The organism is Thalassospira sp. SN3W (assembly GCF_038070535.1).
Lineage (GTDB): Bacteria > Pseudomonadota > Alphaproteobacteria > Rhodospirillales > Thalassospiraceae > Thalassospira > Thalassospira xiamenensis.
This window is the reverse complement of the sequence record NZ_CP121124.1, coordinates 2797701-2818736: the sequence shown is the minus strand read 5'-3', so window position 1 is coordinate 2818736 and position 21036 is coordinate 2797701. Positions and strand designations below refer to the sequence as shown.

At 55.5% G+C, this 21036-nt stretch carries 22 protein-coding genes; 13 read left to right on the top strand and 9 right to left on the bottom strand.

Going from position 1 to position 21036, the window contains the following annotated elements; translation table 11 throughout:
• Positions 1-14: 14 nt before the first annotated feature.
• The 5 genes from phnD to glpD all read left to right on the top strand — a co-directional run bounded on the left by phnD (position 15) and on the right by glpD (position 5005).
• Positions 15-995, top strand: a complete 981-nt coding sequence (gene phnD, locus P8T57_RS12680) for a phosphate/phosphite/phosphonate ABC transporter substrate-binding protein (protein ID WP_231886882.1) — start codon at positions 15-17, stop codon at positions 993-995.
• Positions 996-1064: 69 nt separating this feature from the next.
• Positions 1065-1862: a phosphonate ABC transporter ATP-binding protein gene (gene phnC / locus P8T57_RS12675; protein ID WP_341363299.1), complete on the top strand. Its 798-nt coding sequence runs from the start codon at positions 1065-1067 to the stop codon at positions 1860-1862.
• The gene (gene phnE, locus P8T57_RS12670) at positions 1859-2671 is read left to right on the top strand and encodes a phosphonate ABC transporter, permease protein PhnE (RefSeq protein ID WP_063093293.1); all 813 of its coding nucleotides are present in this window, start codon (positions 1859-1861) and stop codon (positions 2669-2671) included. Before phnC ends, phnE (P8T57_RS12670) begins: the two co-directional genes overlap by 4 nt.
• A complete protein-coding gene (gene phnE, locus P8T57_RS12665) occupies positions 2665-3489 on the top strand; it encodes a phosphonate ABC transporter, permease protein PhnE (protein ID WP_097051097.1) in 825 nt (274 codons plus the stop codon). The genes phnE (P8T57_RS12670) and phnE (P8T57_RS12665) overlap by 7 nt, the downstream gene beginning before the upstream one ends.
• 1 nt (position 3490) lies before the next feature.
• Positions 3491-5005 carry a glycerol-3-phosphate dehydrogenase gene (gene glpD, locus P8T57_RS12660; protein WP_341363298.1) on the top strand — a complete coding sequence of 505 codons (1515 nt, stop codon included), beginning with the start codon at positions 3491-3493 and terminating at the stop codon, positions 5003-5005.
• Between the two features lie 15 nt (positions 5006-5020).
• On the opposite strand, the gene P8T57_RS12655 is transcribed toward glpD, so the two are convergent.
• From P8T57_RS12655 to P8T57_RS12645, 3 genes are all read right to left on the bottom strand, one after another.
• Positions 5021-5323: a chorismate mutase gene (locus tag P8T57_RS12655; protein WP_037991166.1), complete on the bottom strand. Its 303-nt coding sequence runs from the start codon at positions 5321-5323 to the stop codon at positions 5021-5023.
• A gap of 71 nt (positions 5324-5394) precedes the next feature.
• Positions 5395-6765 (bottom strand): glutamate--cysteine ligase, encoded by a 1371-nt coding sequence (locus tag P8T57_RS12650; protein ID WP_097051099.1) that lies wholly within the window; start codon positions 6763-6765, stop codon positions 5395-5397.
• Positions 6766-6776: 11 nt separating this feature from the next.
• Complete coding sequence (locus P8T57_RS12645) at positions 6777-7577, bottom strand: 16S rRNA (uracil(1498)-N(3))-methyltransferase (RefSeq protein ID WP_062950612.1); 801 nt, start codon at positions 7575-7577, stop codon at positions 6777-6779.
• 62 nt (positions 7578-7639) lie between these two features.
• Between P8T57_RS12645 and ubiA the strand changes: the two genes are divergently transcribed.
• The 3 genes from ubiA to P8T57_RS12630 are packed head-to-tail and all read left to right on the top strand — an operon-like array spanning position 7640 to position 11222.
• Positions 7640-8578 (top strand): 4-hydroxybenzoate octaprenyltransferase, encoded by a 939-nt coding sequence (gene ubiA, locus P8T57_RS12640; RefSeq protein ID WP_097051100.1) that lies wholly within the window; start codon positions 7640-7642, stop codon positions 8576-8578.
• Positions 8579-8629: 51 nt separating this feature from the next.
• Positions 8630-10474, top strand: a complete 1845-nt coding sequence (locus P8T57_RS12635) for a sodium:proton antiporter (RefSeq protein ID WP_341363297.1) — start codon at positions 8630-8632, stop codon at positions 10472-10474.
• Between the two features lie 37 nt (positions 10475-10511).
• A complete protein-coding gene (locus P8T57_RS12630; protein ID WP_114095548.1) occupies positions 10512-11222 on the top strand; it encodes a 50S ribosomal protein L11 methyltransferase in 711 nt (236 codons plus the stop codon).
• A 99-nt stretch (positions 11223-11321) separates the two neighbouring features.
• Here P8T57_RS12630 and P8T57_RS12625 read toward each other — a convergent pair whose 3' ends face one another.
• Complete coding sequence (locus P8T57_RS12625; protein WP_007091209.1) at positions 11322-11678, bottom strand: hypothetical protein; 357 nt, start codon at positions 11676-11678, stop codon at positions 11322-11324.
• Positions 11679-11940: 262 nt separating this feature from the next.
• Between P8T57_RS12625 and P8T57_RS12620 the strand changes: the two genes are divergently transcribed.
• Together P8T57_RS12620 and P8T57_RS12615 are read left to right on the top strand one after the other, a co-directional pair.
• Positions 11941-12405, top strand: a complete 465-nt coding sequence (locus P8T57_RS12620) for a hypothetical protein (protein WP_341363296.1) — start codon at positions 11941-11943, stop codon at positions 12403-12405.
• Between the two features lie 168 nt (positions 12406-12573).
• Complete coding sequence (locus P8T57_RS12615) at positions 12574-14100, top strand: UbiD family decarboxylase (RefSeq protein WP_341363295.1); 1527 nt, start codon at positions 12574-12576, stop codon at positions 14098-14100.
• Here P8T57_RS12615 and P8T57_RS12610 read toward each other — a convergent pair.
• The 3 genes from P8T57_RS12610 to P8T57_RS12600 form a co-directional block, all read right to left on the bottom strand.
• The gene (locus P8T57_RS12610) at positions 14097-14387 is read right to left on the bottom strand and encodes a CcdB family protein (protein ID WP_341363294.1); all 291 of its coding nucleotides are present in this window, start codon (positions 14385-14387) and stop codon (positions 14097-14099) included. The two genes, P8T57_RS12615 and P8T57_RS12610, sit on opposite strands and share 4 nt — an antisense overlap.
• The gene (locus P8T57_RS12605) at positions 14387-14629 is read right to left on the bottom strand and encodes a type II toxin-antitoxin system CcdA family antitoxin (protein WP_007091213.1); all 243 of its coding nucleotides are present in this window, start codon (positions 14627-14629) and stop codon (positions 14387-14389) included. Before P8T57_RS12605 ends, P8T57_RS12610 begins: the two co-directional genes overlap by 1 nt.
• Positions 14630-14690: 61 nt before the next feature.
• Complete coding sequence (locus P8T57_RS12600; RefSeq protein WP_037991733.1) at positions 14691-15245, bottom strand: hypothetical protein; 555 nt, start codon at positions 15243-15245, stop codon at positions 14691-14693.
• Between the two features lie 241 nt (positions 15246-15486).
• On the opposite strand from P8T57_RS12600, the gene P8T57_RS12595 reads away from it, so the two are divergent.
• Positions 15487-16836 carry a TldD/PmbA family protein gene (locus P8T57_RS12595; RefSeq protein ID WP_341363293.1) on the top strand — a complete coding sequence of 450 codons (1350 nt, stop codon included), beginning with the start codon at positions 15487-15489 and terminating at the stop codon, positions 16834-16836.
• Positions 16837-16843: 7 nt separating this feature from the next.
• Here the strand turns inward: P8T57_RS12595 and P8T57_RS12590 are convergent, their stop codons facing one another.
• Positions 16844-17806 carry a diacylglycerol kinase family protein gene (locus P8T57_RS12590; RefSeq protein ID WP_341363292.1) on the bottom strand — a complete coding sequence of 321 codons (963 nt, stop codon included), beginning with the start codon at positions 17804-17806 and terminating at the stop codon, positions 16844-16846.
• Positions 17807-18023: 217 nt separating this feature from the next.
• Here P8T57_RS12590 and P8T57_RS12585 point away from each other — a divergent pair, with 217 nt between their 5' ends.
• Both P8T57_RS12585 and P8T57_RS12580 read left to right on the top strand, forming a co-directional pair.
• Positions 18024-18941 (top strand): UDP-2,3-diacylglucosamine diphosphatase, encoded by a 918-nt coding sequence (locus P8T57_RS12585; RefSeq protein WP_341363291.1) that lies wholly within the window; start codon positions 18024-18026, stop codon positions 18939-18941.
• Positions 18938-20026, top strand: coding sequence for a glycosyltransferase family 1 protein (locus P8T57_RS12580; RefSeq protein ID WP_063093283.1), 1089 nt, complete (start codon positions 18938-18940; stop codon positions 20024-20026). The genes P8T57_RS12585 and P8T57_RS12580 overlap by 4 nt, the downstream gene beginning before the upstream one ends.
• Positions 20027-20040: 14 nt before the next feature.
• On the opposite strand, the gene P8T57_RS12575 is transcribed toward P8T57_RS12580, so the two are convergent.
• Complete coding sequence (locus P8T57_RS12575) at positions 20041-20874, bottom strand: hypothetical protein (protein WP_341363290.1); 834 nt, start codon at positions 20872-20874, stop codon at positions 20041-20043.
• Positions 20875-21036 lie beyond the last annotated feature (162 nt).

The window sequence follows — 21036 nt, the reverse complement described above, 5'->3', positions numbered from 1 at the left end:
CACATGCGAAAAAAATGGACATTTTGAAAGTTTCTACGCTGCTTGCCGCCATCGGCATGATGAGCTTTGGCAGCAGCACGGCATTTGCACAGGCCGATGATTGCATCGCACGTGGCGATCTTGATCAGATGTATTGCGACATGGATGGCGATCTGGTTGCCGATGCACCGCCCGCCGACCAGCAGGTTGACCCGGACACCCTCGTGTTTGCCTATACCCCGGTCGAAGACCCGGCGGTTTATGCCGATATCTGGGAGCCGTTCCTTGAACATCTTGAAAAAGTGACCGGCAAGGACGTTCACTTCTTTGCGGTTCAGTCGAACTCCGCCGAAGTCGAAGCCATGCGTAGCGGCCGTCTGCATGTTGCCGGTTTCTCGACCGGTCCGACCCCGTTTGCGGTCAACCTTGCCGGTGCGGTTCCGTTCGCATTGATGGGTGGCGATGATGGCCGTTTCGGTTACACGCTGCAGCTTTATACCCGCGTTGACAGCGGCATCGACAAGATCGAGGACCTGAAGGGCAAGCGCGTTGCGCACACCTCGCCGACCTCGAACTCGGGCAACCTTGCACCGCGCGCACTGCTTCCGGGTCAGGGCATCGTTCCGGAACAGGATTACGAAGTCGTCTATTCCGGTTCGCACGATCAGTCGATCCTTGGCGTTGTTGCCGGTGACTATGACGCAGCCCCGGTTGCATCCGAAGTCGTCGAACGCATGGTCCAGCGCGACCTTTACGATCCGAACGAAGTCAAAATCATCTATGAAAGCAAGCCTTTCCCGACCACTTCGTTCAACTATGCCTATAACCTGAAGCCGGAACTGATCGAAAAGATCAAGGAAGCCTTCTTTACCTTCGACATGAAGGGCACCGCCCTTGGCGAAGAATTCAAAGGCGTATCGAAATTCGTTCCTGTCACCTACCAGAAAGACTGGGACGTTATTCGTGAAATCCAGGCTGCCAACGGCGTGAAATACACCCCGGACAACCTGAAGTAATCCCTTCTTTCAAACTGCTTCTGCCGGGATCGGTTTTCGATCCCGGTAGTCTTTTTTCAAGGTATCGTGATGCTGCGTATCAAAGATCTGGTCAAACGCTATGGCAAGGATGAGGCTGTTCTGAAGGACCTGAACCTTGAGGTTCCCGGCGAAAGCGTCGTTGCCATCATTGGGGCATCGGGTGCGGGTAAAAGCACGCTTTTGCGCTGTATTAACCGCCTGGTCGAACCGACATCGGGCTCGATTGACCTTAACGGCACCGAACTTACGACTTTGTCGGGTGGCGAGTTGCGTCTGGCGCGTCGTCGTATCGGCATGATTTTTCAGGGTTTTAACCTGATCAACCGTTTGACGGTGATGGAAAATGTTCTGTCGGGACGGTTGGGATATGTCCCGACCTGGCGCGCCATGACGCGCAATTTCCCCCAAAGCGACATTGATCGTGCGTTTCAATTGATGGAACGTGTCGGCATTGCCCATTATGCCAACAAACGCGCCGATGAATTATCGGGTGGCGAACGCCAGCGCGTCGGCGTCGTTCGTGCCTTGATGCAGGAACCTGAAATCCTGCTGGCCGATGAACCGACCGCGTCGCTAGACCCCAAAACATCCCGACAGATCATGGAATTGCTGCGTGCGCTTGCATCCGAGCTGCACCTGCCGGTTCTGATCAATATCCACAATGTCACCGAGGCCAAGGAATATACCCAGCGCATCGTCGGCATGCGGTTTGGTCGCATCATCTTTGACAGCGTTCCGACCGACCTTACCCAGGATGCCATGGATGAAATCTATGCCGGGGTGCCCGCAGAAGAACGCGGCGAAACCGGTGATGTGGAATCCCTGCGCGAGGTGGTATCGCAATGACCAGCTCCGTTGAAAAAACAACGGGCCATCGCACTTGGAAAAAGCCGCCCTTTATCGCCAATCCGGCGATACGCTGGGCGATTATTCTTGGCGTATTGGCCTATGTCGTTTGGGCGGTCACCAGCCTGCCGTTTAACTGGGAACGTATTCAGGAAGGCATTCCGCGCGCCATCCGTATTTTCAAGGGCGCCTTTCCGCCGGACATGATCCGAGGCGAACTGGTGTTGCAGGGTTTTCTTGAAAGCATCAAGATCGCCATCGTTGCAACCCTTGCCGGTGTGATGCTCAGCGTGCCGATTGCCTTTGCCGCCGCATCCAATATTGCGCCCAAATGGCTTTATAACATCGGGCGTGCCACGATCATTATCGCGCGCAGTTTCCATCCGGTGATCGTTGCCATCCTGTTCGTCAAGGCGGTCGGTTTTGGTCCGCTGGCGGGGATTTTGACCCTGACGATCTATTCCATCGGTTTCGTTGCCAAAATGCTGGCCGAACGGATCGAGGAAATCGACTGGGGCCAGGTCGAAGCCATCCGGGCGGCCGGGGGCGGGACATTCATCACCATGCTTTATGCCGTGATCCCGCAAATCATGCCCCGCCAGATCGGTCTTTCGATCTATCAGCTTGACAGTAACCTGCGTGCATCCGCCGTGGTCGGGATTGTGGGTGCGGGCGGGATCGGATCGACCCTGATGAATGCGTTTCGGCGCTATGACTATGACTTCGCGCTTGCGATCACGCTTTGCATTATCGGCGTCATCCTGATCAGCGAAGCCATAAGCGGCCGGATCCGGAGGAACATATGGTAACGACAACACAAAATACCGGACCGGACGCCATCGCCGAACGCGAATGGTCACGCTATACCCCCAAACAACGCTGGCTGCGCTTTGCCATGTATGGCGGTGTCGTGCTGGCAACGGTCTGGTCGCTTTCGACGATCAACATCATCTGGCCGTGGCTTTGGGATGCCCCGCAACAGATGGGCGATCTTTTTTCGCGCATGTATCCGCCATCCCTCAATGATTGGGAAATGATCGCCATCACGTTGCTTGAAACCGTCAATATTGCGACGATTGCAACGTTTTTTGCGGTATTCCTTTCGTTGCCGATTGCCCTTATCGCGGCCCAGAACACCACGCCCAACAAGCTGACGCTGTGGATTGGCCGGTTCATTCTGGTGTCGTCGCGGTCGGTGAATACCATCATCTGGGCGCTGCTGTTTGTTGCGATTTTCGGCCCCGGCGTGATGGCCGGTATTCTGGCGATTATTTTCCGTTCGATCGGTTTTATCGGCAAATTGCTGGGCGAGGCGATCGAGGAAATCGACCGGGCCCCGATCGAGGCGCTTGAGTCCGTCGGCGCATCGCGGTTCAAAATCCTGATCTATGGGGTTGTGCCACAGGTCATGCCGACTTTCTTTGCGGTGTCGATCCTGCGCTGGGACATCAACCTCCGCGAAAGTACGGTTCTGGGTCTGGTCGGGGCTGGCGGGATCGGTATCGTCCTGCAAGGCGCGATTGACACCTTTGCCTGGCAGACGGTTGCCACCATTCTTCTGGCGATCATCGGTCTTGTGATCGTGGGCGAGGCTTTGGCGGCCTGGCTGCGCAAAAAGGTGATCTGACGTGTCTGAACATTACGACATTCTGGTCGTAGGCGGCGGCATCAATGGTGCGGGTATTGCCCGTGATGCCGCCGGTCGCGGTCTGTCCGTCCTTCTGGTCGAACAGCGCGATCTTGCCTCGGCCACGTCTTCATCCTCGACCAAACTGATCCATGGCGGCCTGCGGTATCTTGAGCATTACGAATTCCGGCTGGTGCGCGAAGCCTTGCAGGAACGCGAAGTTCTGCTTGCGGCCGCCCCGCATATCATCTGGCCGCTGACCTTCGTTCTGCCGCACCATAAGGGCCTTCGGCCCAAATGGATGCTGCGGGCCGGGTTGTTTCTTTATGACCATCTGGCAAAGCGCAAACGCCTGCCGGGGTCCCGTGCGCTATCCCTGAACGGCACTGCCGAAGGCAAACCGCTTCTGGACCAGTTCACCAGCGGCTTTTCCTATTCCGATTGCTGGGTTGATGATGCCAGGCTTGTGGTCTTGAACGCCCTTGATGCGCAGGCCCGCGGGGCGGTGATCAAAACCCGGACGCGCTGTGCCGCCCTTGTGCGCGGAACGGACGGCTGGACGGCGACACTGCAATCCGAAGACGGCAAAGAAACCAGCGTTTCGGCGCGCGCCGTGGTCAATGCCGCCGGCCCTTGGGTGACCGAAATGGTCAACCGTGCCGGGCTTGGCGACAAGGCCGCGGGGTTACGCCTTGTAAAAGGCAGCCATTTTGTCGTGCCGCGCATTCATCCGCATGATCATTGCTATATCTTCCAGAACGGGGACGGCCGCATTGCCTTTGCCATCCCCTATCAGCGGGACTACACCCTGATCGGGACGACGGATGTGCCCTATGACGGCGATCCGGCCGAGGTGAAGATCAATGATGACGAAATCGATTACCTGCTTGAGCTGGTCAATGGCTATCTGGCGACACCATTAACGCGGGCCGATATCGTTTGGGATTATGCCGGTGTCAGGCCGCTTTATGACGACAAGAACAGCAACGCATCGGCGGTGACGCGCGATTACGTGTTTGATCTGGATACGGGGGACGGCGATGCCCCCGCGATCCTGTCGATCTATGGCGGGAAGATCACCACCTATCGCCGGTTGGCCGAACATGCTCTGCAAAAGCTTTGCCCGGTTCTGGGCAATGATGCATCGGACTGGACCGCGACATCGGTTCTGCCGGGCGGGGATATGAGTGATGGCAATTTCGGCCGGTTCTTGGCCGGTGTCAGAACAAAGTTGAACTGGCTGCCCGAACAGATCGCCCATCGCTGGGCGCGCTGTTATGGCACACGCCTGTTTGACATTGCACCGGATGCCACGGCCATTGGTGATCTGGGTCGGGAAGTTGCGCCGAACCTGTTTGAGGCAGAACTGCGTTTCCTGATGACGCAGGAATGGGCGAGGTCCGCCGAGGATGTTCTTTGGCGGCGGACCAAGCTTGGCCTTGGCATGGAAGAAAGCGATATCAACGCGGTTCGGGACTGGTTTGCAAACAGCGCGGATCAACTTGCCGCACAGTAAGAAACCGGCAACCGGTTACTTGCGCAGATCATCCCATTTAACAAACTCGTGGGCGATGAAATCTTCCATCATCGCCCGCCACATCCGTTCGGCCATGTCTTCGTCAAAGCCATCAATGCGGCACTGGGCACGGACCTTGGTGATCACGTCCTCGATCCGGTCTTCGTCACGCACGGCATCCCGGGTCGGTTTGATGCGCGCGGCCTGTTCGATATAGTTCAACCGTTCCGCCATCAGCGCCACCAGAAGCCTGTCCACCCGGTCCACATTCGCACGGACATCGGACATGGTTTCGCAAGGGTTGGCTTTGGTCGTCATCACGGCAGAACTTTCATTATTCACAAAAAAGTGAAAAATGGCGGTGATTATTCACCGCCACTTCACAATGTCTAATAGGCATATTCCTTGAACAGCGGATCAACCGATCCGTTCCATTCGGTTTCGTATTTATCAAGGAATTCCTCGGCCAGGGTCCGACCGCTTTCGGCGACGTCTTCGAGGCTGTCGAGAAAATGGCTTTCATCGTCGCCATAGGCATCCATGCGCCCCCGCGCCTTAAGCCCCTGTTTGGAGACGGCCAGTACATCCTTGGCAAGGTCCTGAACGGTGCCGTTCCTGAACTTCGTGGCAAGGGCGGTACGCGGCACATCATCGCGAAGGGCTTCGCGTTCTGCATGGCTGAGATCCTTGACCAGATCCCATGCCGCATCCAGCGCCGCGTCATCATACAACAGACCAACCCACAGGGCCGGAAGCGCACAGATGCGTTTCCACGGGCCACCATCCGCGCCGCGCATTTCAAGGAATTTCTTGAGACGCACTTCGGGGAAGGCGGTCGTCATGTGATCGGACCAGTCATTCATCGTCGGGCGTTCACCGGGCAGAACGTCGAGCTTTCCGGCCATGAAATCGCGGAACGATTTGCCTGCGGCATTGATGTATTTGCCATCGCGATAAACGAAATACATCGGCACATCGAGCATGTAATCGACATAACGTTCAAAGCCAAAACCGTCTTCGAACACGAAGGGCAGCATGCCGCAACGGTCCGGGTCGGTATCGGTCCAGACGTGGGATCGCGAAGACAGATAGCCACTTGGTTTGCCATCCACGAACGGGGATGCGGCAAAAAGCGCGGTCGCAACCGGCTGAAGCGCCAGCGACGTTCTGAATTTCTTGATCATGTCGGCTTCGGAGGCGAAATCCAGATTGACCTGAATGGTCGAGGTGCGAAGCATCATGTCCAGACCAAGATTGCCGACCTTGGGCATATAGTCACGCATGATCGCGTAGCGGCCCTTGGGCATCCACGGGATATCCTTGCGTTCCCATTTCGGCTGATGGCCGACACCAAGCATTTCAATATCAAGATCACCGCAGATTTCGCGGATTTCATGAAGATGCTGATGCACTTCACCACAGGTCTGGTGAATGTTTTTAAGAGGCGCACCGGACAATTCGATCTGCCCGCCCGGTTCAAGCGAGACGGAACAGTTATCCTTGGTAAGCGCAATCACATTGCCGTTTTCAATGATCGGTTCCCAATCAAAGCGTTCGGCAAGCTGTGTCAGAAGGGTCTTTACCCCCCTCTCCCCTTCGTAAGGGATCGGGCGAAGATCGTTACGGGTAAAGGCGAATTTTTCGTGTTCTGTGCCGATGGCCCAGTCTTTTTTCGGAGTACAACCGGACTCGAACCATTCGACAAGCTGACGACGGCTTTCGATGACCGGGCTGTCGCCGGTGGAGGCGCTGACAGTCATAAGGGCTTCCCCTAATCTCTCGTGACCGGAGGTATCGACCAGTCGCCGATGCGATCCTGAAACACGGACAAAGCAGCAATTGCCGCAGTTTCGGCCCGCAAGATACGCGGACCAAGGCTTACAGGCGTTGCAAAAGGCTGTTTGCGGATGCGTTCAATTTCGTCGGCGCTAAAGCCGCCTTCGGGTCCAATCACGATTGCATGGTTAACAACATTGTCGTTGTCGATAGCCGAGCCAGCGCCCTTTGCCAATAGCTGACTTAACACTTCACCAATTGGTGAGCCTGATCCCGTCTCGTCACAGAACAGTAAATGCCGGTTTTCCGGCCAGTCCGCGAGCCAATCAAGCAATTTTACCGGTGGGGCAATTTCCGGCACGCTGAGGCGTTCGCATTGCTCGGCGGCCTCGATCACCTGGGCCTGCAAACGATCAAGGCGGACCTTGTCGGTAATGCCATGTGCAGTGACAATCGGTTGCAGGGTGCCAACACCCATTTCGACCGACTTTTCGATCAGAAAATCAAGGCGCTGCTTTTTGATTGGCGCAAAAGCCAGGATCGGGCCGCGTTCGACAATCTGGTCACGCAATTGCCGTTCGGCGGTCACCGTGCCCTTCTTTTTGCGAAGGTGGTCGATGGTCGCCAGCCATTCGCCATCAAGACCATTAAATATCTTGATGGGCGTTCCGGGCTTGAGGCGCATCACATGTTCAAGGTAATGAGACTGTTCAGGTGCGAGTTCGATCTCGCATCCCGGCGTGATAGGATCGGAAACGAAAAGGCGTTGCCGGGCGCGGGTGGCGTCATCTGTCATATATGTCCCCAGGCCGGTTATTCGGCGAAGTTCAGTTTGTTAAAGAGTTACATAGGCCAATTATGTCACAGGTCAACCAACCGATACAGAACACGAAGAACGATATGCCGTCTGATGGCTGGATCGACCGGTTCGCGCCGTTGGCCAGTCGGCCGTATCTTAAGCTGGCACGACTTGACCGACCGATTGGCACATGGCTTCTGCTTTTGCCTTGCTGGTGGTCAACCGCCATGGCAAGCAACGGCGCGCCCAGCCTATTGATGATGGTTTATTTTGCCATTGGTGCATTGATCATGCGCGGGGCCGGTTGCGTCGTCAACGATCTGGCGGATCGGAATTTTGACGGCAAGGTCGAACGCACGGCAACCCGCCCGATCCCCAGCGGACAGGTCAAGGTATGGCAGGCAATCGCGTTTCTGGGTCTTTTGCTTCTGATAGGGCTTGCTGTGCTGGTGCAGTTCCGGATCGAGGCGATCATTGTCGGTATCTGTTCCCTGCCGCTTGTCATTACCTATCCGTTCATGAAGCGCATTACCTATTGGCCGCAGGCGGTTCTGGGGCTGACATTCAACTGGGGGGCGCTTGTCGGCTGGGCGGCTGTCACCGGAACTGTCGCACCGGCGGCGGTTGCGATGTATGTTGCGGGCTTCTTCTGGACGCTTGGTTACGACACCATTTATGCCCATCAGGACAAGGATGACGACATCAAGATCGGGGTAAAGTCACTTGCCCTTCGGCTTGGCGATGCAACACCGCGATGGGCGATGGGGTTTTATACCGTAACCACCCTTTTGCTGGGTGTTTCGGGTGTGCTGGCCGGGTTGCACTGGATTTACTTCCCGCTTCTGGCACTGGCGTGTTTGCATCTGGCGTGGCAGGTTGCCACGGTCAAACTTGATGATTCCGCGAACTGCCTGAAACGGTTTAAATCAAACCGTGATTTCGGTTTAATGGTGCTTGCTGCCATCATCATTGCCAATCTGGTCGGCACCGGACTTTAGGCCCGCATACGGACTGATCCACCCAATATCTGCACCATTGAAAGGCTGCCCATGATCGCACCGCTTGCCCTGATGATTGCCGGATTGATCCTTGCGGGTGTCGGGGCGCAATGGTTTGCATGGCGGGCCGGTATTCCGGCAATCGTGTTGCTGTCCATCGTCGGCCTGCTGCTGGGGCCGGGAACCGATCTGATCGATCCGGTCAATGATTTCGGTACATTGTTGCAGCCCCTTGTTGCGGTGGCGGTCGCGGTGATCCTGTTTGAAGGCGGGCTTGCACTTGATTTCCGAGAACTGACGCACAGTGTCAGCGGTGTAATCCGCCTGACCACCATTGCCCCGCTTGTGGCGTGGCTTCTGGGTGCGGGGGCGGCGCATTATCTGGCCGATCTTTCATGGCCGGTGGCGGCCCTGTTTGGCGGGATCATGATCGTGACCGGCCCGACGGTGATTGCACCGCTGTTGCGTCATGCCCGATTGTCCAAGCGCCCGGCGACGCTTCTGAAATGGGAAGGCATCGTGAATGACCCTATCGGGGCCCTGTTTGCGGTGCTGGCCTACGAAGTCATTGCCGCAAGCCAGCATGGCAACGGCTTTGGCGCGGCAGTCGGTCATCTGGCGATCAATATTCTTCTGGCGGTTCTGATCGGCCTGGCGTTTGGTTTGGGGACGGTTCAGATTTTCAAGCGTGGCTGGATTCCCGAATTCCTGAAAGCCCCGCTTGTTCTTGGCGTGCTTCTGACCTGCTTTGCCGGGGCCAATGAAATTCAGGAAGAAAGCGGCTTGCTGGCCGTAACCGTGCTGGGCCTGACAATTGGCAATGCCCATTTGCTGGCGATTGATGAAATCCGCCGGTTCAAGGAAACCCTGACGGTTATTCTGGTTTCCAGCGTGTTCATCATCCTGACCGCGACACTTGAATGGTCGATGATTGCCGAACTGACATGGGGGCATGGGCTTTTTGTTCTGGCCATGCTGTTTGTCGTGCGGCCGGTTTCGGTGATCGGGTCGCTGGCCTTTTCAAGGGTGAGCTGGAAAGAACGGTTTCTGGTTGGCTGGATCGCGCCGCGCGGGATTGTGGCGGTCGCGGTTTCCGGCCTGTTCGGGACCGAACTTGTCGAACTTGGTTATGCCGACGGGGCACTTTTGATCCCGCTGGCCTTTGCGATGGTATTTTCGACCGTTGTGTTGCACGGCTTTTCAATCCGACCGATGGCCCGCCAGCTTGATCTGGCGGTTAAAGGACCACCCGGTGTTCTGATTGTCGGAGCACATCGCTGGACGATTGATTTCGCCAAGCGTCTTGTTGAACTCGACATTCCGGTTGTGGTTGCCGATAGCCGCTGGCACAGCATGCGTCTGGCGCGCGAAGCCGGATTGCAGACCTATTACGGGGAAGTGCTTTCGGAAGTGTTCGAACATCACCTTGATACTTCATCGCTTGGCACGCTGATCGCAACCACGGACAACGATGCCTATAACACGCTGGTCTGTACCGATTTCGCACCGGAATTTGGCCGTCGCGCCGTTTTTCAGACCGGCATGCACGGATCGCCCGAAGACCCGAAACGCCATAGCCAGACATTGGGCGGGTTGCCACTGTTTTCCGAACCGATGACAACCGACGACATCCGGGAGGATTTCCGGCACGGTGCAGAAATCCGGCAAACCCGCCTGACCGAAGAATTCGGCTGGGATGAATTTATCGCCCTGCAGGGGACCGAACCGCCGGTCATTGCCCTTGTCCGCGGGGCGCAGCTTCATATGGGGCCCGATATGCCAAAGGCAAAGCCGCGTGATATTTTGCTGTATCTTGGCCGCAATGCCCAGAACAGTCAGAAGCCTGACGAAAACCCGAAGGCGACTTCGCTTGCGCCCGAGGCACAAAGCAAGTAAGCCCCGGCAATCCGTTTCACCCCGATATGGGCCGATCATGACCGATAATGTTTTCGCCGATGCCTTGGTCCCCGAAGTCGACGATCCGCGGTTTGCCGATCTGATCGATACATTTACCGTACCGGCACGGGTGCCATTAGCGCCCGAAATCGAAATGTATCTGGCAACGCATATCACGCCACTTTGGCAGGCGACCGAGGATATCCTTGGCGTGCTGGATATCCCGCCACCCTATTGGGCGTTTGCGTGGCCGGGCGGACAGGCGATTACGCGATATATCCTTGATCATCCGGAATTGGTGCGCGGCAAAAAGGTTCTGGATTTTGCGTGTGGCGGCGGCATGCAGGCGATTGCGTGTGTCATGGCCGGGGCAGACAGCATTCTGGCAAACGATATTGATCCGGTGGCGATTACGGCAACCCGCCTTAACGCCGAACGCAATGGTGTTAGGTTTGAAACCACCACCGAAAACTTTGTCGGCACGCAATCGGCAACCCGCCGCTGGGATGTGATTTTTGCCGGTGATGTCTGCTATCAGCAGGATATGGCCAATGCGGTATTGCAATGGCTGATGGGCGAGGCACGGCTTGGCACGCGGGTCATTCTTGCCGATCCGGGCCGGACATATGCCCCGACGCATAATATCGACGAACTTGAAACCTATGACGTGCCGGTTGATGTCGCGGTCGAGGATGTCGACACCAAATTCACCCGGATCTGGCAACTTTTGCCAGATCGCGATAAATAGCCCGTCCTCGTCAGGCACGAAGTACCAATATGAAAACGCGCGCAAGGATGTCTTGCGCGCGTTTTCTGTTTCTCGATCGGTTCCGGTTCGAAGCCCGGTTCAGCCTTCAACGACGCGATAACGGCAGTTGCAGTTATCAACGTGCTGCCATGCCAGTTTCGACCATGCCTTTTCGGCATCCTTGAAGGTCGCAAACGGGCCGTGGCGTTCTTCTTCGCCGCCGACCGGCTTTTCGAAATCGGTGGTTTCGTATTCACCACCGACAACCCAATATTCTTCAAGGCGTTCGATGCGGTAACGCGAATTGGCGTCGTCAACCGACTGCCAGGCCATCTTGGACCATTCTTTTTCCGCGTCTTCGAAGCTGCCAAACGGACCGACTTTGGTTTCTTCGCCGATCGGCTTGTCAAAACCGGTATCCTGATAGGTGCCCCCGATAACCCAGTACTTGGCCATCTGTGCGTCCTTCATGCTTTGGTGAATGTCGACAGGCCGTGCAGGGTGGTGCTGCGCAACCCGGTTTCCTGCCCTTGTATAACCAAATCCGTCTGCGACCGACACCACCAATTTGGTCAATATTGCCATTCAGTCGACGCATGGACGACCAGAAGGCGACAATTTTCCTTTTTATTCTGACGGTTCGCTCTGCCGGATCGCCGCCATGGGCGGCAGATATCCCAAATGATTTGGTGGGCACAAAGAGCAAAAGGAAAACAAAATGAACATAACACATATCAAGCGTGCCGGTCTTGCTGGCGTTATTTCGATCACCGCGGCCCTGTCTGCCTGCGGCACACCATCGGCGACCCCGGATATTGATGTTCAAAGTGACGACATGGAAGAAGCCAGTGCAACGGTCCTTGCGTCGGGATACAGCCCGTTAACCGGTACCGCATTGGTCAATACGATCAATGATCAGACCTTTTCCTATCGTGACGAGGGCAAGGAAACCAATGTGAATGTCACCTATTTCCAGAATGGCATGGCATCAATCACCTGGATTGACGAGGACGGTGATCGCGGCATGCGCGAAAAACTCTGGACCATCGAACAGGGGCAATATCTGTGTCTTTGGGGACGGGATGAAGAAGACGATTGCATGTCGGTCCTGACCAAGGCGGGGCAGCTGGCGACCGTCGATAATGATGGAAACGTCGCCTATTACACCAATCGCTCGTCGTAATTTTCCTGTCCAGCATCCACTCCCTTCCCCACCGATAAGGGAGTGGATGCTGGACATCGCGCCTGCACCGTATTAATTCGTGAAACAACAGATTTATTGTTGGCCCGGTTTGTCGCTGGCCCGGCTATTGCCAGCTCAGACCGACCGACTTCACAGATTGTGGTGCCCATGCCCTATCAATCCCTTCGCGATTTCATCGACGCGCTTGAAAAGACAAACCGTCTGGTCCGGGTGAGCGAACCGGTTTCGCCCTATCTTGAGATGACGGAAATCCAGACGCGCCTTCTGGCCGAAGGTGGCCCGGCAGTTCTGTTTGAAAATGTCATTGGCGAAGATGGCCAGAAATATGACATCCCGGTTCTTGTGAACCTTTTTGGCACCGTGGACCGCGTGGCGGCCGGCATGAACCGCAAACCCGAAGAATTGCGCGAAGTCGGTGAAACGCTGGCGTTTCTCAAACAGCCCGAACCGCCCGGAAGCCTTAGGGAAGCATTTTCAATGCTGCCCTTGGCCAAAACCGTGATGGCGATGAAGCCCAAAACGGTTTCCAAGGCCCCCTGTCAGGAAATCGTCCTTCGGGGCGATGACATAGATCTTTCGAAACTGCCGATCCAGTCCTGCTGGCCGGGGGAGCCGGCCCCGCTGATCACGTGGCCGCTGGTGGTGACACAAGGCCCGACCGCCAATGAAAAAGGCGGCGATAAACGCGATGTGTTCAATCTTGGCATCTATCGCATGCAGGTTCTGGGCAAGAACAAGGCGATCATGCGCTGGCTGAAACATCGTGGCGGGGCGCAACATCATGCGCGCTGGAAAAAGGAAAAGCGCGATCCGTTGCCAGCCGCCATTGTGCTGGGTGCCGATCCGGGAACGATCCTTGCCGCCGTGACACCGGTTCCCGATACGCTTTCGGAATATCAGTTTGCCGGATTGCTGCGCGGGGAAAAGGTCGAGCTGGTGGAGTGCAAAACCGTTCCGCTGAAAGTCCCGGCGACCGCCGAGATCATTCTGGAAGGTTATGTGTCGCTGGATGAATACGCGCCCGAAGGGCCGTATGGCGACCATACCGGTTATTATAATTCGGTCGAGGAATTCCCAGTCTTTAACATCACCGCAATCACCATGCGCAAAAAGCCGATCTATCTGTCGACCTTTACCGGTCGCCCGCCAGATGAGCCGTCGGTGCTTGGTGAGGCGCTTAACGATGTTTTCGTGCCATTATTGCAGCAGCAATTCCCTGAAATCGTCGATTTCTGGCTGCCACCCGAAGGATGTTCGTATCGCATCGCGGTCGTGTCGATGAAAAAAGCCTATCCGGGGCATGCCAAGCGCGTGATGATGGGGGTTTGGTCGTTCCTGCGGCAATTCATGTATACGAAATTCGTCATTGTGGTGGATGACGATATTGATGTGCGCGACTGGAAAGACGTGATGTGGGCGATTTCAACCCGCATGGACCCGGTGCGCGACATCACCACCGTGACCGAAACACCGATCGACTATCTTGATTTCGCATCGCCCGAAAGCGGCCTTGGCGGCAAGCTTGGCCTTGACGCCACCAACAAGCTGCCCCCCGAAACCCATCGGGAATGGGGCGAAAAGATTTTCATGGAAGACGAGATTATTGACCGGGTTGATGCCAAATGGGATCGATACGGATTGCCGGGATCGGGCAAGAAAATCTGGCGGGATTAAATTCCCTGAAACACCATGTCCAGTGCGTCGGTGAAGACGAATTTTTCAGAAAACTCACCGACCACCTCTCCGAGTTCGGCGACCGTTACTGTCGCAATGAACTGTGGAAGCAAAACCCATCGGGTGTCGCCAATCATAATGACCGGGTTCAAACGCCCGATTGGTTTTGGTATTTCCGAATGCGGACGAAGCGGCACAACCACACGCGTGTTCATATCGGCAAGAAGATCGGCCTGCACATCCACAACATATCCGCTGGCAAGCTTATGGATATCATAACGTGCCATCAGAATTTTCGATGCGATGCCAGTGGAATACCGTGCGTTTCAACATAGTCATTGCTGGCCTGTATCGCCGCACTGTTTTCCTTTTTCCAGATTTCGGCCTGTCGTTTTAAGACGGCGTCTCTCAGTCCGGCCTCGGCACTGCGTGAAATATTGATTCCAAGCTGCTTTGCCGTTTCCAGAAGTTCGGAATCAAGACTGACATTGGTTGCCTTGCGGGTATGTTTGTTCGTAACAGCGCCCATAATTCCGCCCATAATTCATGTGCATCATATATGCGCATTATATCACGCATAGTCTCTTGCCTCAATTCCGGAAGAACATCCAGTGTTCGCCGCTTTCGTCCGGCTTTTCCGACCAGAAGAATTGCGGCGCGTCGCACATGAAATCATCGACCCGCACGGCGATATTGCAAAGGTCGCCATCACCGATCACATCGCGGATATATTCAGGGTCGTTGACCTGCCAACTCATGACTGGCGGGGCGGTTTTATCGTCGATGCAAAGGGCGTATTGTTCCGATTGCGCAAACGGGATCTGTTTGAATTCGGAATGTAATTGACCATTGTGCCTGGTGACCATCAGGACATCGAAAAACGGTCCCTCGGGATTGTCACGATCCACCCAGCCGACGATCTGGTCATTGATATCGTCACAGGTAAAATCCCCGACCAGAACCTGATGACGGTTTTGCGCGGCATATTGTCCGGCCTGAATGCGCATTTCGCGGTAAAGATCATTGGCGGTGACTGGTGCTGCCACCGTATCGTTTGGTGCCGCAGTTTTGGCTTCTTGCGCATCAGCTTGCAACATCGTCAGGGAAGTGCCCAGAAGCAGTGTTGCCACAAACAGGTTTCGCACGTGTGTTTCCCGTCATTCTCTTGCAGGTTTCCGGTTCGTCCCGGTTCGGATTTCAGGTCATAATAGCAACTTGCGAAGAAAAAATGACCAAAGATCGGTTTTCGCTAAATGGTTCATTCAAATGTGCGTCAGACGGTATCTGGTTGGGTCTTTCAGGCGACTGCCTTTTCTTGCCCTTTGCGAAAAGCGATCAGCCTGCCTATAACCATAGGAAACCACATTCCGACCAAAGGGAGCTTCCATGCCCAAAACCGATATGACACTCGATCGCATCACCGACCTGCTGGCGCGCGCAAAAAAGGCGGGTGCTGACGATGCGGATGCCGTTTATGTCGAAGGCACGTCACTTTCGGTATCGCAGCGACTGGGCAAGATGGAAAAGCTTGAACGATCCGAGGGGGCCGATCTTGGCCTGCGTGTTCTGATCGGCAAGCAGCAGGCGGTTGTGTCGTCATCGGATACCAGCGAAAGCGCGTTGAACGAACTGGTCGAGCGCGCCGTTGCGATGGCGAAAAACGCCCCCGAAGACCCGTTCTGCGGCATTGCCGATCCATCCGAACTGGCCGAAACATTTGATGTCGAGGCGCTTGAGCTTTGCGAGTCGGGCGAAGTCAGCCAAGAAAAACTGATGGCGTGGGCGACCGCCTGTGAAGAGGCTGCACGGTCGGTTGAAGGTATCACCAATTCCGAGGGCGCGGATGCCGGTTGGGGCACCCACCAGATCACGCTTGCCGCGACCAACGGCTTTGCCAATTCCTATGCTGGCAGCGGCAGCCACATTTCCGTATCGGTCCTTGCAGGAACCGGCACCGGGATGGAACGCGATTATGATTATGACAGTGCGGTGTTTTCGACCGATCTGCGCGATCCGGTCGATATCGGCCTGAAGGCGGCGGAAAAGACCCTGAAACGGTTGAACCCGCGCAAGGTCAAAAGCACGCAGGTGCCGGTGATTTATGACCCGCGTGTTTCGGCATCCCTCGTCGGCCATCTGGCCGGTGCGATCAACGGATCGGGCATTGCACGCGGCACCAGCTTCCTTCTGGATGCCATGGGCAAGGAAATCTTTGCGCCGGGGATCAACATCATTGATAACCCGCACCGCAAACGTGGCCTGCGGTCCAAACCGTTTGACGCCGAAGGCGTCGCCAACGAGAAACGCCATCTGATTGAAAATGGTGTTCTGAAAACCTGGATCATGGATTTGCGGTCCGCCCGCCAGCTTGGCCTGAAATCGACCGGCAACGCATCGCGCGGGGCCGGAAGCCTGCCAGGACCATCCACCACCAACCTTTACATGGAACCGGGCACCATTTCGCCCGCCGACATGATCAAGGATATCAAGCAGGGCCTGTATATTACCGAAATGATCGGCAGCAGTGTCAACGGCGTGACCGGCGATTATTCGCGCGGGGCATCGGGCTTCTGGATCGAAAATGGCGAGCTGGCCTATCCGGTTTCCGAAATCACGGTTGCCGGAAACCTGAAGGACATGTTCAAAACGGCCATTCCGGCCAATGACCTGACCTTCAAATACGGCACGAATGCCCCGACAATCCGGATTGATGGCATGACGCTGGCCGGGCAATAAGCCAAAATTACCCAGATGTGATTTGTAACAGGGGTGCGTTTTGCGCATCCCTGTTTTCATTTTGGCGGCCATTGCATTGGTCGGCATAGGCCTGAGGCACCATAACCCGCACCGGATAAGGCGACAGGCTGATTTCACACGGCAGTTTACCGGCACTTTCGCCGTCAATCTGCAAGGGTGCGGGGCCGCAATGGCTGGTGATGGTCAGACGTTCGGTCTGCACGACCGACACGTCGGTTTGCGCATGCAACCGGTTCAGGGTCAAAGCAATCCCGTAGCGTGCCAGCGCCATAAAGCCGCTGCCGGGCATCAGCACGACATCAAGGCTGTTATCGGTCAGTTTGGCATCGGGGGAAATAACAAACGCCCCGCCATAATGTTTGGCATGGGTCGCAACCACACCGGCAACGCGATATTGTTCGCGCCCGATATTAACTTCGAAATCGCGGTGATGCGGAAAGATAATATTGCGCAAACCTTCGATCACATAGGCACCCTTGCCGATCAGTCGTTTGAGTTTCAGTGACACATTTGCGACCGTATCGGCATCCGCCCCCATGCCGACCATCAAAAAGAATGCCCGGCCATTAACCAGACCGGGCCGCACCCAAACCTGGGCCGGATTGTTTATATAATCGGCAATCGCCTGTGCGCGGATTTCAAGCCCGACCTCGACCGCCAGAACATTGGCCGTTCCCAGCGGAATGATGCCAAGCGGCGGGACTTCGTGACCTTCGATCTGGGCATCAAGCAGGCCGTTGAGGGCCTCGTTCAGCGATCCATCGCCACCGGCAACAAACAGCCGTTGATGGGCACGAACCTTGCGCGCCAGTTCGCGAGCATGACCGGGATGGGTTGTCTGTAACAATTCAACCTTTACACCGGCTTTTTGCAAAATGCTTGAAAGGAAACGTTGTTTATTCCCGCCAGCGCGCGGATTGAAGATAACAGTCACCCCGGAATGGGTCATTGCGAAAAACTTCCGTAATAAAAATGAAACATTACTTTCGCGTTCTCTTTATAGAAAATGAAACATGTAACAGTATATTGACAGAACCGATAAATTTATATGAACGGGTTATATATTCGCGCGATTTGTTTTAAACCATTACTGGTTGGGGACACTATTCGGCATGTAAAACCGTCGAATTCCAGCCATCCTTTTGGCAGGATACGGAGGAGCGGCAATGACAGCGATGACGCTGCAACCGCATTACCGCACGGTCTGGATTTCGGACGTCCATCTCGGAACGCGTGGATGTCAGGCAGATCTTCTTTTGGATTTCCTCAATGAAGTGACGGCAGATACCTATTATCTGGTCGGCGATATCATTGACGGCTGGCGGCTCAAGAAAAGCTGGTACTGGCCCGAAAGCCACCACGCCGTTATCACGACAATCATGGAAAAGGCCAAGAACGGGGCAAAGGTCATTTTTGTCCCCGGCAACCATGATGAATTCGCCCGTGAGTTTGTCGATATGACCTTTGGACATGTCGAAGTCAAGATGAACGACATTCACGAGACGGCGGATGGCAGAAAGCTTCTGATCATTCACGGCGACGAGTTTGACGGTGTGGTCAAATACGCCAAGTGGCTCGCCTATCTTGGGGATACGGCCTACAACCTCGCGATTGTCCTGAACCGTTATTATAACGGCATCCGTCGCAAACTGGGTTACGGATACTGGTCACTGTCGGCCTATCTTAAGAACCGGGTCAAGAACGCCGTTCAGTTCGTCTGCAATTTTGAAAATGCCGTCGCCCACGAAGCTGCCAAGCGCAAGGTGGACGGTGTTGTATGCGGGCATATCCATCATGCCGAAAAACGCATGATTGGCGATGTCCTTTACTGCAATGACGGCGACTGGGTTGAAAGCTGCACGGCCCTTACCGAAGACCAGAACGGCAAGCTTGAACTGCTGTACTGGGCTGAAATGCGCCAGATGGCGATGACACATTCCCAACCCGGCCGCGATGCTGCCAGTGCCCCATCCCTTGGATTGGGCAAACTGATGTCGCTGTTTCGGGTTGTCGGGGACAATAACCGTGCTGCCAATGCCAGTTCCAAAAAGAGCAGCGGCACGCCAATTGGAAAGACCGCATGAGAATTTTGATCGTATCCGATGCCTGGTATCCTCAGGTAAATGGTGTGGTGCGCACCCTTGAAACCGTGCGCAGCGAACTGGGCGAGATGGGACATGATGTGCATATCATCTCGCCTGATCAATTCCGGACGATCCCCTGCCCGACCTATCCTGAAATCCGGTTGGCCCTGTTTGCCAAACGCAAACTGGCCCGGATGATTGATGCCCTGCAGCCGGTTGCGATCCATATCGCGACCGAGGGCCCATTGGGTCAGGCGGCACGTGCTTATTGCCTGAAACGCGAACTACCGTTTTCATCAGCCTATCACACCCGGTTCCCGGAATATCTGCATGCGCGGACACGGCTGCCGCTTTCGATTTCCTATCGCGGGATGCGACGGTTCCATAACAAATCACAATCGGTCATGGTGGCCACGGAATCGCTTCGCGAAGAGCTGGCTGATCGCGGCTTTAACAGGCTGAATATCTGGTCGCGGGGTGTTGACCTTAACCTGTTCAAACCGCGACCCGATGCAAGTTTCGGGGATTTCCCAAAACCGCACTGGCTGTTTGTCGGTCGGGTGGCGGTTGAAAAGAATATCGGCCATTTCCTTGACCTTGACCTACCGGGGACAAAATTTGTTGTCGGCGACGGGCCGCAACTGGCGGAACTCAAATCGAAATACCCGAATGCACAGTTTCTCGGGAAAAAGGTTGGCGAAGAACTGGCTGTCTGTTTCGCATCGGCAGACGTTTTTGTCTTCCCTAGCAAAACCGACACTTTCGGCCTTGTCATCCTTGAGGCGATGGCGTCCGGAACCCCGGTTGCGGTTTTCCCGGTTCAGGGACCAGCCGATATCGTGCGCGGGACCAAGGCAGGCGCCATTGATGCCGACCTTCGCAAGGCGGCGATGGCGGCACTTGAACTTGACGGCAAGGATGCGCGCGCACTCGCAGAACAATATAGCTGGCGCAATTCCGCCAGTCAGTTCCTGCACAATCTGGCACCGTTTTCAGGCGGGTTTGACGGGGCGGCAGCCAAACGTCTGGCCGTTGAAGACATAACCGAAGCAAAAGAACCGGCGATTGTCATGCCGGCGCAATAACCGGCAGCCGTTTATTATCTGGCAAACTGAGATCCGTCCTGCGGGGTTTCTTTCCCTCGCAGGCTTCGGCGTAGAGTGCCATATGCCCGCATCGCATTGATCGCATCCGTCCCAAGCCACCGACGGAACGGTTTAAGCGCGACATAAACCGGCCGGATAACCGCCACGATACGGGACAGAGGTTTCATCTGTGGTGCGGTCATGCCGCTGCGGCTCAGATAAGCCTGCCATCCGGAACGCAAAAGATCGGGACGACGTTTAAAACCGCGCTGTATGGAAAACACAAACAGCAGAATGTCGCGCGCCTGTGCGTCGGGCAATGGCATACGTTTATTGGGGTCTTCTTCGAAATCAATAAAACCGATCCTGCCATCATCCCGAATGGTCATGTTGCGCAAAAGAGGGGCACCATGCGCAAAACCATTGGCATGCAAATCCGCCAATGCAGTTCCGGCCATGGCAATCAGTTCAGCGACACGTGCTTCATCCCCAGCCTTGACCGCATCGCTGATTACGGTTTGCAAGATCGCTCCGTTATCGCCAATAGCGATCCAGTTATCGGCGACTTCGAGAAGATCAGGCACCAGAACGCCTGCACGGTTCAGGGCACGAAGGACTTCAGCCTCGCTTGCCAGACCGGCCTTGCCGCCTGGCGACACTGTCGGGCGCAACATCGGTATCCGCGTCAGGGTTGCGACAAAACGCTGCAAGCGGTGCCAGCCCTTTTGCTTTGGCCGGACAGCCTGTTTGATCCAGATACGCCGTCCTTTCCACCGCAATGGAAAAACCCGTGCGCCAACACCTTGGGCAATCGTCTGTTCCACGATATCGTGGAGTTGCTCTGTCATTTTTTTATCTTATATGTCGTTTTTCGTGGCCTGCATTCCTGCAGGCCCTGTCAGTATCAGTTAAGTTACGTTGCTGCGGCTTGCCGCACCTGCCCGGGCATGCTAGCAACAGCCCGGAAAGATCAAGATATCCATGATGCCTCATCCATATAGATAGTGTCG